The organism is Desulfoscipio geothermicus DSM 3669 (assembly GCF_900115975.1).
Taxonomy (GTDB): Bacteria; Bacillota; Desulfotomaculia; order Desulfotomaculales; family Desulfallaceae; genus Desulfoscipio; species Desulfoscipio geothermicus.
Genome location: NZ_FOYM01000003.1, coordinates 43,224 through 59,637, shown reverse-complemented (window position 1 = coordinate 59,637; position 16,414 = coordinate 43,224). Strand labels below are relative to the sequence as shown.

The following is a 16,414-nucleotide window of genomic DNA, read 5'->3' as shown; positions in this document are numbered from 1 at the left end:
TGGCCCCTTTATTACGGCATGGCCCTTGATTTTAATATTCAAATAATACATTTAGTTTAAATAAGTTTAAGTCTGACCCCGTAGGAGGGTGTGGCAATGAAAATACTGACTGTGTTTGGTACCAGGCCCGAGGCCATCAAGATGGCTCCCCTGGTGCAAATGATAAAAAAGGATGAGGTTTTGGAATGCCGGGTGGCGGTGACGGCCCAGCACCGGGAAATGCTGGACCAGGTGCTGCGGCTGTTTGATATAGTGCCGGACAGCGACCTGAACATCATGCAGGCGGGCCAGACTCTGTTCGATATTACCGGGCGGGCGCTGGCGGGCCTGCAAAAGGTGCTGGAAGTCGAGCGGCCGGACCTGGTGCTGGTGCACGGTGACACCACCACCACCTTTGTGGCCGCGCTGGCGGCCTATTATATGCAGGTTCCGGTGGGGCATGTGGAAGCGGGGCTGCGCACCGGCGATAAATTTTCCCCCTTTCCCGAGGAGATGAACCGGCGCTTGGCCGGGGCGCTGGCCGACCTGCACTTCGCTCCCACCGCCGGTGCCCGGGCCAACTTGCTGCGGGAGGGGGTGGACCCGGAGCGGGTATTTGTCACCGGCAACACGGTGATTGATGCGTTGCTGGCCACGGTGCGGCCCGGCTACCGGTTCAAAGACCAGTTGCTGGACAATATGGATTTCGATAAATACCGCTTTATTTTAATGACCACCCACCGCCGGGAAAACCTGGGCGATCCCATGCGGGAAATTTACCTGGCCCTGCGCGACGTGCTGGAGCGGCATCCCGACGTGCGGGTATTATTCCCCGTGCATAAAAACCCCGCCGTCCGTCAGGTGGTGCAGGAGGTGCTGGGCACGTCCTCCGGGGTACACCTGGTGGAGCCCATGGACTACGAGCCCTTTATGAACCTGATGGCCCGCTGTTACTTGGTGCTCACTGACTCGGGGGGCATACAGGAGGAAGCGCCCTCCTTGGGCAAGCCCGTGCTGGTGCTGCGTAATACCACCGAACGGCCCGAAGCCGTAGAGGCCGGCACGGTGCGCCTGGTGGGCACCTCCCGCGCCGCCGTACGGGCAGAAACCGATCGCCTGCTTAACGACGCCGCCCATTACCGCGCCATGGCCGAGGCCGTCAACCCCTACGGCGACGGCAGGGCCGCGCACAGGATAGTTCAGGCTGTCAAGTACGCCTTCAAACTCTCCGGCGAGAGACCGCAGGAGTTTGCCGGTTAAGCCGGCATTTCGTATTTTACGACGCCGCCAGGGTAGATATGGGGGTTCGTTGGCCCATGCAAGTGATGTATCGAGCGCCGGTAACGGGACTTGGTGCAGCTGAGGATGCCGGATTGGCGGGACGAATCGCGCCGAAATCATCTACATGGCAGACGTGATGAATGCAACATTAAGCAACGAACCTGCACAAAACGATGTCACGGAGAGTTGTATACAAAACACATGCAAAAACGCATTACTTTAATAGGCCTATTGGCACGAAACTTTAACCTAACACTGCAGAACTGCATTGTTAATGTAAAATTGCAGTGCCGGCAGCGCGTAAGCAGCCGGCGCTTTTTTTACCGGCGCCGGCTTTCCATTCCGTATTTTGAGGGTTTTGCGGCATTTGGCAAAGGCCGGCGGGCTTGCTAAAAAAATTGGCATGTATATTGCAAAGATTAATGAATAACACGGATGAGTCCTGTTTTAGGCCTCGCGCCTGTTGAATTTTTTAAAATGCAAGGAGGTAAATCATATGCATTTTGAACTTACCGAAGAACTGCTTGACGTGCAGAAAATGGCCCGTGATTTTGCGCTGAAAGAAATCGCCCCGACTGTGGACGAAGACGACAAAGCCCACCGGTTCCGCCGCGACATCGTGGAAAAGATGGGTGAACTGGGCTTCTTCGGCTGTGTAATCCCCGAGGAATACGGCGGCAACGAAATGGGCTTTTTGGCCATTACCCTGATTGCCGAGCAAATGGCCCGGGTGCACAGCTCCATGCGCCTGCCGTTTAACATGAACGCCCTTGGTCCTGCTCAAACTATTTTGAGATATGGCAATGAAGAAACCAAGAAAAAATGGCTGCCCGGTCTTTGTGATGCAAGTAAGCTGGGCTGCTTTGCCATTACCGAAGCCAATGCCGGTTCCGATGTGGCCAGCATGAAGACCAGGGCCATCTGGGACGGTGAGAATTATATCCTGAACGGCGACAAAATGTGGATTTCCAATGCCACTGTTGCCGACGTCGCACTGGTATATGCTTATACAGATCCCAGCGTTAAAGTTAAGGGTATGTCCGCATTTGCCGTGGATATGAAGTCCCCCGGTATCACTGTCGAGCCCATCACCGAAAAACTGGGCACCTGGTCCGCTCCTGTCGGTGTTATCACCTTTGAAAATACCCCTGTACCCAAGGAAGCTCTGTTGGGTAAAGAAGGCCAGGGATTCAAGATTTGTATGGAACAGCTGAACGACACCCGCCTTGGTTGCGCCGCCGGCGGTCTCGGTGTCGCCCAGGCCTGCATTGATGCCGTGCTGCAGTATGCCAACGAGCGCGAGCAGTTCGGCCAGCCCATCGGCAAATTCCAGATGAACCAGGATATGATCGCTCAGATGATTGTTAAAACCGAAGCCGCCCGCCTGCTGCTTTACAAAGCTGCCTGGTTGAAAGACGAAGGTAAGCCCCACACCCTGGAAACTTCCATGGCCAAGTACTGGTGCGGCGAAGCAGCCAACTTCTGTGCCGACTGCGCCATGAAGATTTACGGTTCCTACGGCTATTCCGAAGAGTATCCGGTGGCCCGCTACTACCGCGACGCCAAGTCCTACCAGATCGTTGAAGGCACCAGCAACATCCAGAAGTTCATCATCGCCCAGGACGCCCTCGGTTATCGCAAAGCAAACCGGTAATAGTCGTCAGTCGTCGGTAGTCGGTCGTCGGTAAGATTGGCTGGCAGACCGGTAAATGCGAAAAGGTATGGCTCTCTATCGCTCCGGCAGTTTGCTTGCAAACTGCCGGGGTGTCCGGGATAACTATCACCATTAAACAGTACTAAGGTAAACTAACCTTGCAGGGAGGTTCGCAAATGAGTCAAAAATACGAAGAGTTTCAGCGCAGGAAAGCTCAAATTATGCAGATGGGCGGCGAGAAGGCCGTCGAAAAGCACCACAAATCCGGCAAATTAACCGCCCGGGAAAGGGTCGAGTATTTGTTTGACGAAGGCACCTTCACGGAAGTAGGCACCTTTGTAAAGCACCGCATCACCGCCTTTGGTATGGACAAAAAGGACGTTGCGGCGGAAGGCGTTGTATGCGGTTACGGTAAAATAAACGGCAGAATGGCCATGGTCGGCGCCGAAGACTACACTTCCATGGCCGGCACCTTCGGCGAATACCACGGTAAAAAATTCGCCGCCGCCATTGATATGGCCAAAGAAATGGGCATTCCCTTCATCGGCCTGAACGACTCCGGCGGCGCCAGGCTCCAGGAGGGTATGGACACCCTGGAAGCCTACGCCTGGCTGTTTAAAGCCCAAAACCTGGCTTCCGGCGTCATTCCCCAGATTGCTCTGCTGCTGGGGCCGTGCCTTGGCGGGCAGGCTTACCACCCGGTCATGCAGGACTTTGTCATCCAGAGCCGCAACCACGGCTACATGGGCATTGCCGGTCCGGCCTTTGTGAAGACCCAGCTGGGCGTTGACATTGACCTGGAAACCCTCTGCGGTATTCAGGCCCACGCCGTAAAATCCGGCTGCACCCATATTGTCGGCGGCGACGACAAGGACTGCATTGACAAGGCCAAGGAACTGCTCACCTACCTGCCGCAAAACAACAAGGAAAAACCGGCCCGCATCGATACCGGTGACGAAGCCATGCGGTTGGTATCCGATTTGGACGGCTTCATCCCCGAGCAGACCATGGTACCCTATGATATGCACGAAGTTATCTTTAAACTGGTGGATAACGGCGTTTTCTACGAAATTATGCCCGACTTCGCCAAAAACGTAATCATCGGTTTTGCCCGGTTCAACGGCCGGAGCACCGGTATCGTGGCCAGCCAGCCCAACTGGATGGGCGGCGTAATCGACTGCGACGCTGCAGACAAAGTGGCCAGGTTCGTCAGGTTCTGCGACCTGTTCAATATCCCGCTGGTCAACCTGCATGACACCCCGGCCTACATGATCGGGCCTGAGCAGGAATGGAAGGGCATCCTGCGGCACGGCGCCAAAATGCTGTTTGCTTATATTGACGCCACGGTGCCCAAAATTACCGTCATCATGCGCAAATCCTTTGCCGGCGCCTACTTGGGCATGTGCTGCAAGGATACCGGCGCGGACATCGTCTTTGCCTGGCCTGAAGCCACCATTACCATTGTGGGGGCGGAAACCGCAGCCAGCGTTATCTTTGCCAAGGAAATCAAGAACGCTGAGAATCCGGCGGAGGTCAGGGCCAAGCGGATTCAGGAGTACCGCGACCTGTACGAGAACCCGTATCACGCTGCGGCCCGCGGCTATGTGGACGATGTCATCCTGCCCTCGGAAACCAGGAAGAAAATATGTGCTTCCCTGGATCTCCTGGAGAACAAGTCGGTGGCCAGACCCTGGCGGAAGTTCTCCAACATCAACATGTAGTATAAAAATTTCTGAAAAAATTGTCGACCCCAGCAGGGACTTTGTTCCGCACAGCGAAATTATATCATGGTTAAAATCCCTCAAGACAAGGGAGGTAAAAAAATGGTCGACTGGGGTAATGCCACTTCCGTGGCCTTATCGGGTATTATTTCTGTCTTCGCGGTGCTGGCGGTGCTGCAGATTGCCGTCACCGTGTCCGGCAAGGTCATAGAAGGCATGGCCAAAAGCCAGGCCGAAAAACAAAAATCTTAAATATTTCAGTAAAATTTAGATTAGGAGGCAATATCATGACCCAAGTTAATGCTCCCATGGTGGGTAAAGTGCTGTCCGTGGATGTCAAAGTGGGCGACCAGGTGAAAAAGAACGATGTGCTGGTAACCCTGGAAGCCATGAAGATGCAGATCAAAGTATACGCTCCGGCTGACGGAGAAGTGGCGGAAGTGAATTGCAACGCCGGTGATGTGGTAAGCACCGACACCGTTGTGGTTGCTTTGAAGTAGATATCATTAAATAGGGGGAAAGGCAATGAATCAGCTGATGACTGAAATTATTGATGGTTTAGGGGTAATGCATCTAACCCCCGGCAATGTCGCAATGTGGCTGATTGCCTTTGTCCTCTTTTACCTGGCCATCAAGAAGGGGGTCGAGCCGCTGCTCCTGCTGCCCATCGGGTTCGGGGTGTTTGCGGCAAACTTCCCCCTCACCGGCCTTTTAGAAGAGGGTGGACTGTTTTATATCTTTTATCATTACGGCATTGAAAACGAGTTAATCCCGCCGCTTATTTTCCTGGGGCTGGGTGCCATGACCGATTTCGGTCCGGTTATCGCCAACCCCAAGACATTGCTGCTGGGGGCGGCGGCGCAGTTGGGCGTGTACGCGGCATTTTTCGGTGCCCTGTTTACAGGTTTGTTCAATGTTAAGGAAGCGGCCTGTATCGGTATTATCGGCGGTGCCGACGGCCCCACTTCCATTTTCCTGTCGGCCAACCTGGCCCCGCACATGATGGGAGCGGTGTCGGTGGCGGCCTACTCTTACATGGCACTGGTGCCCATTATTATTCCGCCCATTGCCAAGGCGCTGACCACCAAACAGGAACGGGCCATGCCCATGGGTATGATGAGGATGCCCAGCAAAACGGAAAAGATTGTATTTCCTGTTTTGGCTTCCATTGTTATTATTCTGCTGGTTCCCAAATCTGCTCCGTTGATCGCCATGTTCATGGTGGGCAACCTGTTCATGGAAAGCGCAGTGGTGGATCGTCTTACCGATGTGGCCCGCAATGCGTTGATGAACATTGTGACCATATTGCTGGGTCTGGGCGTCGGCTCCACTATGACGGCGGATTCTTTCTTAAACTCTAAAACTATCGGCGTGTTTATCATGGGCGTCGTGGCCTTTGCCTTCGCCACGGCGGGAGGCGTGCTGCTGGCCAAGCTGATGAATCTGTTTACCAAAAACAAGGTTAACCCGCTTATCGGCGCCGCCGGTGTTTCGGCCGTCCCCATGGCCGCCCGGGTGGTACACAATATGGGTACCGAGGCCAACCCGCAGAATTACTTGCTCATGCATGCCATGGGCCCGAACGTGGCCGGCGTTATCGGCACCGCAGTGGCTGCCGGCGCGTTTATAACAGCTATTTTGTAATCAATTTGTTAGCCGGGGTATCGATAGTTTAAAAGAGCTTAAAAGGTAAAACAGTTTTACAAAAAGACTTTGCCAGGGACAAATCTTCCTGGGAAAGTCTTTTTTTTTGACAAGGGTGCCGGGTGCTGAATTGCAACAATTCAACACCCGGCACCAAAGTTTACCGAAGTTTGCCGAAGTTAAAGTGAAAGACCGTTTTCTTTGAGCCGGTTTACCTTTCTTACAATGGTTGACTGGTCCACCCGCAGCGCTCTGGCTGCCTTGTATGTGCTGCCCAGTTCTTTCAGAGCGGCGCCGATGAGCTGGCGCTCCAGTTCCAGTTGGGCTTTTTTCAGGGGGATGATGCCCCGCACCGTTACTTCCTGCCGGTCAAGCTGTGGCTGTGGCGTTATATTCAAAGGTATGTCCACCGATTTGATCACCCTTTCCGGGGAGGTTACCAGCAGGCGCTCTACAACGTTCTTAAGTTCCCGCACGTTCCCCGGCCACTGGTAATCAATCAAATCCTTGAAAACTCGGGGCGCAAAGTCCTTTTCAATGCCGTAAACCTTTTCAAAGTGTTTTTTAAAGCTGTAAATGAGGGGAACAATATCGTCTTTTCTATCCCTCAGGGGCGGTATATTAATGGGCACCACGTTCAGGCGAAAATACAGGTCCTCCCGGAACTGCCCCTCCTGCACCAGTTTCTCCAACAATTGATTGGTGGCGGCGATAATGCGCACGTTTACCGGGCGCGGCTTGGTGCCTCCCACCCGGGTGATCTCCTTTTCCTGAATAGCGCGCAGCAATTTCACCTGGAAAGGCAGCGGCAGGTCACCAATTTCGTCCAGAAACAACGTGCCGTTGTCGGCCAGCTCGAACATGCCGGCTTTGCCTTCCCGGTTGGCACCGGTGAAGGCCCCCTTTTCATAACCGAAAAGCTCGGATTCCAGCAGGTTTTCCGGAATGGCCCCGCAGTTGACGGTGATAAACGGCCCGTCGCTTCTTTTGCTGTTTTTGTGGATGGTCTTGGCCACCACTTCCTTGCCCACGCCCGATTCGCCCAGCAGCAGCACCGTGGAATCAACGTGGGCCAGCCGCAGGGCCACTTCCATGACTTTTTTCATTTTGGTTGATTTGATGATCATGCCTTCCTGTGCAATCAGTTTACTGCGCAGTTCGGTCAGCTCGCCATGATAACGCTCGCTTAAAGCAATGCTCTGTTCCAGTTGGTTTTTCAATTTGTTCAAGTCGGTCATATCCCGGATGTTTATGACCACCCGGGCTATTTCGCCCGACTGGTTGTGCACGGGGTTGCCTGTGATCAGTAGGTGATTTTTATCGGCTGTTTGCTCCGAAAGGGTAACCGCCTCGTTCTTCTCGATTACCGCTTCCACCACGGAACGGGAGTAGGAGCCCTGTTCAATAAGGTCTTCTATGGTCATATTTTGCAATGTCTCCGCGGGGATGCCGGTAATTCTTTTAATGGCCCGGTTGGCCCTGATGATCCTGCCGTCCTGGTCGGTGACCAGTATCCCGTCGTAAGAGGATTCAATAATAGTTTCCAGTTCCTTATTCAGCTGCTTGACGGTGCTTAACTCCTCGGAAATAAACTCAAACTCTGAAATATCCTGGAAAACACCAATGGCGCCCACCACCTTGCCGTTTTCTATGATTGGGCTGCGGTTGGTGAGGTAGGTGTGTGTATTGCCCGAAGAATATTCCACGGTGAACTTGTAATGGGACTGGTAATTGCCTTTTTCCAGTATATCCAGCAGGCCGTGAGGAATGATAACCTCCGACAGGTGCCTGCCCAGCGCTTCACTTTTTTTCCTGCGGGTAATCTTTTCAGCCGCCTGGTTGAAGATGGTTATTATGCCGTTGGCGTCAATGGCTACAATGCCATTGTGGGCGGAGTCCATAATGGTTTCGATTTGCTGGAACATTTGACTGGCCTTTTTAAAAAGGGCATGACCAACTTCCGATCTGTCAAGGATGCCGGTGACCCGCCCGTTGGCGTTTACCACCAGGAATACGTTGGCCGGCATGGTCCAGGCATCGGAAACCGGCGAATCTTCATTCAGCGTATATACTTCTTCCTGCATGATGGATTGCACCATGGCGCCGCCGGTCAGAATTTCCGGGCCGGCTTGCACTATTTCTTCCCGGGAAACAATGCCCATAATTGCTCCCCCGTCACTGACTACGGGAATGCCGGCAAGCCCGGTATCTTTTAGAATTTTCCAGGCTTCCAGGGCGTTTTGTTCCGGTTTCAGCGTAACAGTACTTTCGGTCATGATTTCTTGCACCAGCATTTATATCACCGCCTTTGTGTTGCCCTGTGAAATAACTGTTCAAAATAACAGTGACGCGCAGCCTATAGAATAACTTTAACCTTTTTTATTTGTAAAATCAATTAACCGTCTATGCTTTGAGCTGATTAAATATAAAAAAATTTTTTACAAAATTAAAATTATTAGGAGGATTTTCTTCAGGGGTGTCTAAATCATGTTTAATAAAACAAAGTTTTACAGAATGAAACAAAGGGGTGAGGCAGGCTGCGTGGTGAAAGCAAGGGAAGAAGCAGCGGATAAGGGTTCCGGCAGCGTGCGGTCCGTGGAGCGGGCCGCCGATATTTTATCCTGCCTGGGCATGGGAGAAAAAACATTGACTGAAATCAGCCAGGATGTGGGTCTGAGTAAGGCCACCGTGCACCGCCTGCTGGCGGCTCTGCAGAAAAAAGATTTTGTAGCCCGGGACGAAGAAACGGGTAAATATTTTTTGCACTGGGGGTTGGTGGGCCTGCTGACGAAAAGTTTGTCCCGGGAACAGCAACTGGTGCATTGCGTTTACCCTTTTATGAAAAAGCTGTGGCGTTACACCGGGGAAACCGTCACCCTGTATGTGCGCAAAGGTTACAACCGGGTTTGTGTGGCGGAGATTGTCAGCCAGCATCCCCTGAAATATTCGGTGGGCGTTGGTACCGTGGTGCCGCTTAACGCCCATACCGGTTCGCCTGGCAAATTACTGCTGGCCTACATGGCGAAGGATGAAGTGGCTGATGTTTTGACCCAGTGCGAACAGGCCGGGCTGAACAGCAATCCCGCGGACAGGGGGTTACTTTTTCAAGAATTGCAGCAAATATATAAACAGGGCTGGGCCAGCAGTTTCGGTGAAAGAATTCACGGCGGGGCCAGTTTGTCCGTACCGGTCTGGGACCGGAGCGGCAATGTGAGTGCTTCTTTAAATATCCTCGGCCCGTGCGCCAGGCTAACCGAAGAGATATTGATGAGTTACCTCGATATTTTAAAGCAGTGTGCAGAAACCGCTTCCATACGTCTGGGTGCTTCTCCCGCCGTTATTAAAGGAGGTGAGGAGTAGCGGTTCTTAAGCGGCACAGGCCGGCATTTTTCACCGGGGGGCCTCCAAATGCCGTGCGGTTGCGGCCCGGGGGCAAGGTCATAACTAATAACCAGGTCATAATGATTAACTTGGGGGTGAATTCGTCATGACAGAGACAAATTGTGCAAATAAACAAATGACTCTTCAAGAGGCGATAAAAAAATATGTCAAGGACGGCTGCAGCCTGACCTTTGGCGGTTTTATCGGCCGGGACTGTGTGGCGGCGGTGCACGAAATCATCAGGCAGGGCATCAAAGACCTGACGGTGATCGATGACAGCAAGACCGACATGATGGACCTGTTGGTCGGCGCCGGTGCCGTGAACAGATGGGAAGGGGCTTACCTGGGGTATGGCGCCATCGGCCTGGCGCCAAATATCCGCCGTTCGGTGGAAAAAGGTATTCCCCGTAAAATCGAGCTGGAAGACTGGTCCAACGCCGGTATCAGCATGCGTTTTTTGGCCGGCAGTTTAAACGTACCCTTTATGGCCACCAGGTCTATGCTGGGTTCGGACATAATGAAATACAACCGGCGCATTAAATTAATGAACGACCCTTATGAGGGCGAGCCCATCGCTCTGGTGCCGGCGGCCCACCCGGACGTGGCCATAATACACGTGCAGCGTGCGGACGCCATGGGCAACGCCCAGGTGTTCGGATTTACCGGCAATGACGAAAACAAGGCCCGTGCGGCCAGGCACACCATCATAACCTGTGAGGAAATAGTGCCCACGGAAGAAATCAGGCACCGGGGCAATCTCACCCTGATCCCGTTTTACTGCGTCGACGCGGTGGTGCAGGTGCCCTTTGGTTGCCATCCCCAGTCATGTTACGGCTACTATGCTTATGACGTGCTGTTTTGTGGCGATTATCACGAGGCCGCCAAGGACCGGGATAAATTCCTGAAGTGGCTGGACCGTTATGTGCTCAGTGCCCGGGACCACATGGATTACTGCGAAAAAGTGGGTTGGGAACGGTTACATAAATTAATGGGCATGGAACGTCATTTCAACCGCATTCCGGGTTAACGGTAATTCACTTTAGGGAGGAGGATTAATATGAGCGAAAACGGATATACCGCATCTGAACTGATGGCTATCATGACCGCCAAGGAATTCAAGGACTGGGAGGTGGCCTTTGTCGGCATCGGCATCCCCCTGGTTGCCGGTATCACGGCCAAGAAATTTCACGCTCCCAATTTGAATATTGTATATGAGTCCGGCTGTATCGGGCCCCAGAAGTACCGGGTGGATTTCAACGTGGGCGATTCCTCGGCCGCGGACGGTGCCCTCTGCCTCACTTCGGAGTGGCGTGTATTCAGCGACATGCAGGCCGGTTACTATGACGTGGGGGTTTTGGGAGCCGCCCAGGTTGACAAGTACGGGAACCTCAACACTACGGCCATCTTCGGCGACCGGGATTACCAATCCCCGAAAGTGCGCCTGCCGGGTAGCGGCGGCGGCAACGATATCGGCTCCAACATCGGCCGGGTGGTGGTGATGCTGCGGCTGGAGCCGTTGCGTTTCGTGGAAAAGGTGGATTACCTGACCACGCCGGGCTATTTGGACGGCAGTCCCGACGCCCGCAAAAAAGCCGGGCTGCAGGGCAACGGCCCTGTGGCGGTGGTAACCAACAAGGCCTTGTTCCGGTTTGACCCCGAAACCCATGAGATGTACCTGGATACCATTTTTCCCGGCGTGGACGTGGAAGAAGTTAAATCGCTGGTGGGTTGGGATCTGAAAGTGGCCGCCGACCTTAAAACAGCCCCTGAACCGACCCCAGAAGAATTGGCCGCAGTGCGGTCCGCCGACCCCGCCAACCTGATCATGGGCGGCGCCGCCGCCAGGAACAGCCTGGCCGGGCTGGACGAGTATATTGCAATAACCAAAAAATACTCCGGCATTTTGTAAAGAAAAGGGGACAGGCACCGATTCACAAAACGAATCGGAGCCAGTCCCCTTTTTTTGCCCCCTTTTTTCAACTTAAAAAAAAAATTATGAAAAATAAAACAATAAAGAGGATTTTTAATTTTTATGTATAATACGGTTTTATGAGTAAAACAACTTGTTTCATCTAGTGAAACAGGAGGGAGTTGTGCGGTGGGGTAATAAGCGGTGAGGATAATGGTGCGGAAAAGGTGCCGGGCAGTGTCCGGTCAGTGGAGCGGGCGGCGGATATTTTATTGTGCCTGGGGAACAGCGAGAAAACGTTGACGGAAATCAGCCTGGAAGTGGGCCTGAGTAAGGCCACCGCTTACCGTATCCTGGGGGCGTTGCAGAAGAAAAATTTTGTGGCCCGGGATGAGGAGAGCGGCAGGTACTTTTTGCACTGGAGTTTGATGGGCCTTTTAACGGCCGGCATTGACCGTGACCGCAGCTTGATTCAGTGCGTTGACCCGTACATGGAAAAGTTGTGGCGGCTTACCGGAGAAACGGTTACGCTGTATGTCCGGAAAGGATATGTCCGGGTTTGCGTGGCGGAAATCGTCAGCCAGCACCCCCTGAAATTTTCCGTGGGGGTCGGCACGGTGGTACCCCTCAACGCCCATACCGGCTCGCCGGGCAAGCTGCTGCTGGCTTACATGAGCGATGAGGAAGTGGTGGCGGTACTGACCCAGTGTGAACAGGCCGGCCTGACCAGTAAAACTGCTGAGCGGGGCCTGCTGTTGCAGGAACTGCGCGAGATAAGGGAAAGGGGGTGGGCCAGCAGCTTCGGGGAGAGGATCAAGGGGGGTTCCAGCCTTTCGGTGCCGGTGTGGGGCCGCCACGGGAAGGTGGTAGCTTCGCTTAACCTGCTGGGGCCTTATGCGCGGTTAAATGAAGAGGTGCTCATGGGTTACCTTGATTTACTGAAAAAATGTGCGGAAACTGCATCTGTCAAACTGGGGGCTTCTCCGGATGTCTTTAAGGGGGGCTGATATGGTCAATTTATTGCCCGATTAATTATCAGAAAATGGTGTTTGTGGCTCTGGCTGTCGCTTCCGGCGTTTATATTTTGTTATTTTACCAGGATATAGTTATGCGGGCCGGGGCTCCCAATACTCCGGACCTGATTTTTGGCATTATTATGGTGCTGCTTATCCTGGAAGCCACCCGGCGGGCTACGGGCTGGGTGCTGGTTATCATAGCCGGTGCCTTTTTGCTCTACAACTTCTTGGGACCATATATACCGGGGCTGCTGGGGCACAAAGGTTATTCCATCGGCCGGGTAATTTCCCAGATGTACCTGACCACCGAGGGTATTTTCGGCGTGCCCCTGGGGGTTTCGGCCAATTACATTTTCCTGTTCATATTCTTAACTTCTATGTTGGAAAGGCTGGGTATGGGCGACTTTTTATTGCGTTTGGCCATGGCCCTTATGGGCAGGTTTACCGGCGGGCCCGCCAAGACCGCCGTGCTGGCCAGCGGGTTCATGGGTTCCCTCAACGGCAGCGCGGTGGCTAACGTGGTGGGCACCGGTACCTTCACCATACCGCTGATGAAGAGAAATGGATACAAACCTCACTTTGCCGGCGCGGTGGAGGCGTGCGCCTCATCCGGAGGGCAGTTGATGCCTCCGATCATGGGCGCAGCCGCTTTTATCATTGCGGAATTTTTGAGCATCCCCTACATTGAAGTCGTGGTGGCGGCCATTATACCGGCGGCGCTGTATTACCTGTGCGTGCTTTTCGGGGTGCATTTTGAGGCCTGCCGGTTGGGGCTGACCGGTTTGCCCAAATCAGAACTGCCTTCGGCCAGGAAAGTCTTGAAAGAAGGTTGGTACTTTCTGGTGCCCCTGGGTGTTCTGGTGTTTTTCCTGGCTGTTTTGCAATATACGCCCATCAGATCCGGCTTCTACGCCATCATCAGCATGTTCATAGTCTCCTTTGCCACCCGTGAAAGCCGCATATCCTGGGAGCGTTTCCGGGACGGTGCGATAATGGCGGCGCGCAATACCATCACTGTGGCACTGGCCTGTGCCGCAGCCGGTCTGGTTATCGGCAGTATCAATCTCACCGGTGCGGGCTTGAAGATTTCTTCGGTGATTGTCGCCGCGTCCGGGGGGACGCTGTGGCTGGCGCTGCTGTTGACGGCCCTGGTGGCGTTGATTATGGGTATGGGTTTGCCGACAACGGCGGCCTATATCGTAGCCGGCACCATGGCGGCCCCCGCCTTGATAGATATGGGGGTTCTGCCCCTGGCCGCTCACCTGTTCGTATTTTACTTCGCCATTATTTCGGCCATTACGCCGCCCGTGGCGCTAGCGGCCTATGCCGCTGCCGGCATTGCCAAGGATGAACCCATGAAAATCGGCATTACGGCCTGTAAGATCGGCCTGGCCGCGTTTATTGTGCCCTTTTTGTTTGCCGGGCAGCCGGCCCTTATCGGAGTCGGTGACGGCTGGCATATCGCCTGGTCCACTTTTACGGCGCTCATCGGCGTAATGGCGCTGGCCGGCGGGTGTATCGGTTTTGTGGTGCGCAAAGCCCTGTGGTGGGAAAGAACCTTGCTGATATGCGGTGCGCTGTTGTCCCTGCATCCGGTTGTAATAACTGATACCATCGGGCTGGGCATGATAGTTGTCGCCCTGGCTTCCAACATCATGACCGGTAAAAAGCCGGTGGGCAAAACCGGCTCGGAACAATTCGGCTCTGTTGGCGCCACAGGCACTAAAACTGTGGTAGATTTTTCCGCCGGCTGATCCGAAAAAAAGGGGGCCGGTACCGATTCATAAAACGAATCGGTACCGGCTCTCTTTTTTCGGCAAAATTTTTGCAAGTAGGTATTTGAAACTAACAGAGTGGCTCGCATCTTGCTGTACTTATTACCAGACCGAAAATCAACTGAAGGGGGGTATTGCCATAAACTTCACTATTACCGTGGATCTGGGTATTGCGCTGGCCCGCCAGGTAGCCGATGAAGGTTATCAGAAACCAAAGCTTACATTACAGTTGCAGGAGCAAATAACTTTGCGGCAGCTGGTGAACCGGTTGGGCATACCGGCAAAATATATCAGCTTTTTTACCATCAACGGTGAAATGTGTGGCTGGGATGCTACAATTACGCCCAACGCACATATTATCATCTATCCTTATATTACCGGAGGATAAAAAAGGGACAGGCTACTTTACCTGGCAATAATTACCATGAAAAGTAGCCTGTCCCCTTTTTGCATTACTACTAAAACTACATATTTTCCCGAACTTTCTCGTTCAGCAATACATCTGCCGCGTTGCCATGTCGCGACCTGGCCACAATATAAAATACCACGCCCAACGCGAGCCAGCCAAGGATTATGGCCCACTCGTACGGCCATACCAGCGCCGAAGGGCTTCCGGGCAGATACATTATGGCCATCCCCAGGCTGAGCAGAACAGCTATAAAACCTACCAGCTTGCCGTTGGAAACCGTGAAAGGCCTGGGCATATCGGGTTCTTTGTACCTGAGTACCAGAAAGGACAATGCCACTGCCATGTAAGCTACTACAACGCCCATGCCGCCGGCGTCCACCAGCCAGACCAGCATCTTTCTGCCGAAAAGGGGTGCCAGCGTGGATAAAATCCCTACCAGGATAACGGCATTATGGGGAGTTTTATACTTGGGGTGCAGCTTACCCAAAAAGTCGGGCAGCATTTTGGCCTGGGCCATGGCGTAGATCAAGCGGCTGGCCCCGATATAAAAACCGTTCCAACTGGTGATGATTCCCGCAATGCCGGCCAAAACCAAAATTTTGCCCGCCCACGCGCCGCCAAACAGCGCCGCCATGGCATCTGCCGTGGCCAGGCCGGAATTCTCCAGTTCAGCCGGGCTGAGAGCCCGGGATACCCCGAAGATAATTAAAATGTACCATGCCGCAGCCATTAAAACCGAAATGATCAATATTCTCCCGATAGTTTTATAAGGTATGTCCATCTCTTCCGCTGCCTGCGGAATGACGTCGAATCCGACAAACATGAAGGGAGTCATGATAACTACCGAGAAAAGTCCGGCCATGCCGCCGGTGAACAACGGCTCCATATCCGCCGTGCTTCCGTTGAAAAGACTGCCGGTGATAAGCATTATGCCGCCGGCTGCAATTATAATAGTAAATACCGTCTGCATAAAGGCCGCCATTTTAATGCCCACATAATTGACAATGCAGATAATGATGGAACCGATTATTCCCACCAACGCCCAGCTGGCGTATACATCCCAGCCTGCAATGGTCCAGAGGTAACCCTGCTTGTAATTGGGGAAAAGGTATTCAACCACCGTGGGCAGCGCCACGGCCTCAAAAGATACCACTGAAATATACCCCAAAACGATGGTCCAGGCACAAATGAAAGATGGTGTTACTCCCAAACCCCGATAACTATAAAGCAATTCTCCCCCCGCTTTGGGCATGGCGGAGGCAAGTTCGGCATAAGTTAATCCTACAAAAACAACCAAGATTCCGCCGATAAGAAAGGCCAGCATAGCGCCAAACGACCCGGCGGAACGGATCCATGACCCGGCCAGTACCACCCAACCCCAACCGATCATGGCTCCGAAGGCCAGGGCCAGAACGTCGCGTCTTGATAATACTCTTGCAAAACCGGAATCTTGTGACAAAAAAATCACCCCTTATTAAGATGTTAAAAAAATTAGTACAATAAAATTAGGATAATGGCAGTTGATTTCAGTGGGGCTTAAAGTTGCTTAATTTTGATTTTCTATATTTTCACCTCCTGTTATTGAATAGTGAATAAAATTTAATCAAATAAATTTTCTAAATTACTTTATTACAAAAAACATGCC

The 16,414-nt window shown here is 53.1% G+C and carries 14 protein-coding genes; 12 read left to right on the top strand and 2 right to left on the bottom strand.

Going from position 1 to position 16,414, the window contains the following annotated elements; translation table 11 throughout:
• Positions 1-96: 96 nt before the first annotated feature.
• The 6 genes from wecB (at position 97) to BM299_RS02570 (ending at position 6,279) form a co-directional block, all read left to right on the top strand.
• Positions 97-1,239 carry a non-hydrolyzing UDP-N-acetylglucosamine 2-epimerase gene (gene wecB, locus BM299_RS02595; protein ID WP_092481909.1) on the top strand — a complete coding sequence of 381 codons (1,143 nt, stop codon included), beginning with the start codon at positions 97-99 and terminating at the stop codon, positions 1,237-1,239.
• 517 nt (positions 1,240-1,756) lie between these two features.
• On the top strand, positions 1,757-2,914 hold the full coding sequence (gene acd / locus BM299_RS02585; protein ID WP_092481907.1) for a glutaryl-CoA dehydrogenase Acd: 1,158 nt from the start codon (positions 1,757-1,759) through the stop codon (positions 2,912-2,914).
• A 176-nt stretch (positions 2,915-3,090) separates the two neighbouring features.
• Positions 3,091-4,635 (top strand): acyl-CoA carboxylase subunit beta, encoded by a 1,545-nt coding sequence (locus BM299_RS02580; protein ID WP_092481906.1) that lies wholly within the window; start codon positions 3,091-3,093, stop codon positions 4,633-4,635.
• 102 nt (positions 4,636-4,737) lie between these two features.
• A complete protein-coding gene (locus BM299_RS19190) occupies positions 4,738-4,887 on the top strand; it encodes a hypothetical protein (RefSeq protein ID WP_165608147.1) in 150 nt (49 codons plus the stop codon).
• A 35-nt stretch (positions 4,888-4,922) separates the two neighbouring features.
• Positions 4,923-5,135 carry a biotin/lipoyl-containing protein gene (locus BM299_RS02575; protein ID WP_092481905.1) on the top strand — a complete coding sequence of 71 codons (213 nt, stop codon included), beginning with the start codon at positions 4,923-4,925 and terminating at the stop codon, positions 5,133-5,135.
• A gap of 25 nt (positions 5,136-5,160) precedes the next feature.
• Entirely contained in the window at positions 5,161-6,279 is a 1,119-nt protein-coding gene (locus tag BM299_RS02570; RefSeq protein ID WP_092481904.1) for a sodium ion-translocating decarboxylase subunit beta, read from the top strand.
• Positions 6,280-6,458: 179 nt separating this feature from the next.
• On the opposite strand, the gene BM299_RS02565 is transcribed toward BM299_RS02570, so the two are convergent.
• On the bottom strand, positions 6,459-8,573 hold the full coding sequence (locus BM299_RS02565; protein WP_092481903.1) for a sigma 54-interacting transcriptional regulator: 2,115 nt from the start codon (positions 8,571-8,573) through the stop codon (positions 6,459-6,461).
• Between the two features lie 193 nt (positions 8,574-8,766).
• Here BM299_RS02565 and BM299_RS02560 point away from each other — a divergent pair, with 193 nt between their 5' ends.
• The 6 genes from BM299_RS02560 to BM299_RS02535 all read left to right on the top strand — a co-directional run bounded on the left by BM299_RS02560 (position 8,767) and on the right by BM299_RS02535 (position 14,748).
• The gene (locus tag BM299_RS02560) at positions 8,767-9,639 is read left to right on the top strand and encodes an IclR family transcriptional regulator (RefSeq protein WP_092481902.1); all 873 of its coding nucleotides are present in this window, start codon (positions 8,767-8,769) and stop codon (positions 9,637-9,639) included.
• Between the two features lie 127 nt (positions 9,640-9,766).
• A complete protein-coding gene (locus tag BM299_RS02555; RefSeq protein WP_092481901.1) occupies positions 9,767-10,687 on the top strand; it encodes a CoA transferase subunit A in 921 nt (306 codons plus the stop codon).
• A gap of 30 nt (positions 10,688-10,717) precedes the next feature.
• Complete coding sequence (locus BM299_RS02550) at positions 10,718-11,569, top strand: CoA-transferase subunit beta (RefSeq protein ID WP_092481900.1); 852 nt, start codon at positions 10,718-10,720, stop codon at positions 11,567-11,569.
• 182 nt (positions 11,570-11,751) lie between these two features.
• A complete protein-coding gene (locus BM299_RS02545; protein WP_092481899.1) occupies positions 11,752-12,576 on the top strand; it encodes an IclR family transcriptional regulator in 825 nt (274 codons plus the stop codon).
• A gap of 44 nt (positions 12,577-12,620) precedes the next feature.
• Positions 12,621-14,339, top strand: coding sequence for a TRAP transporter permease (locus BM299_RS02540; RefSeq protein ID WP_245779613.1), 1,719 nt, complete (start codon positions 12,621-12,623; stop codon positions 14,337-14,339).
• 85 nt (positions 14,340-14,424) lie between these two features.
• Positions 14,425-14,748 carry a MoaD/ThiS family protein gene (locus BM299_RS02535; protein ID WP_131820595.1) on the top strand — a complete coding sequence of 108 codons (324 nt, stop codon included), beginning with the start codon at positions 14,425-14,427 and terminating at the stop codon, positions 14,746-14,748.
• 76 nt (positions 14,749-14,824) lie between these two features.
• Here the strand turns inward: BM299_RS02535 and BM299_RS02530 are convergent, their stop codons facing one another.
• Entirely contained in the window at positions 14,825-16,234 is a 1,410-nt protein-coding gene (locus tag BM299_RS02530) for an APC family permease (RefSeq protein WP_425429462.1), read from the bottom strand.
• Positions 16,235-16,414 lie beyond the last annotated feature (180 nt).

Coding starts and splice junctions, on each gene's coding strand:
- BM299_RS02550 (WP_092481900.1), top strand. CDS start 10,718: ATGAGCGAAAACGGATATACCGCATCTGAACTGATGGCTATCATGACC.
- BM299_RS02560 (WP_092481902.1), top strand. CDS start 8,767: ATGTTTAATAAAACAAAGTTTTACAGAATGAAACAAAGGGGTGAGGCA.
- BM299_RS19190 (WP_165608147.1), top strand. CDS start 4,738: ATGGTCGACTGGGGTAATGCCACTTCCGTGGCCTTATCGGGTATTATT.
- wecB (WP_092481909.1), top strand. CDS start 97: ATGAAAATACTGACTGTGTTTGGTACCAGGCCCGAGGCCATCAAGATG.
- BM299_RS02580 (WP_092481906.1), top strand. CDS start 3,091: ATGAGTCAAAAATACGAAGAGTTTCAGCGCAGGAAAGCTCAAATTATG.
- BM299_RS02565 (WP_092481903.1), bottom strand. CDS start 8,573: ATGCTGGTGCAAGAAATCATGACCGAAAGTACTGTTACGCTGAAACCG.
- BM299_RS02575 (WP_092481905.1), top strand. CDS start 4,923: ATGACCCAAGTTAATGCTCCCATGGTGGGTAAAGTGCTGTCCGTGGAT.
- acd (WP_092481907.1), top strand. CDS start 1,757: ATGCATTTTGAACTTACCGAAGAACTGCTTGACGTGCAGAAAATGGCC.
- BM299_RS02555 (WP_092481901.1), top strand. CDS start 9,767: ATGACAGAGACAAATTGTGCAAATAAACAAATGACTCTTCAAGAGGCG.
- BM299_RS02570 (WP_092481904.1), top strand. CDS start 5,161: ATGAATCAGCTGATGACTGAAATTATTGATGGTTTAGGGGTAATGCAT.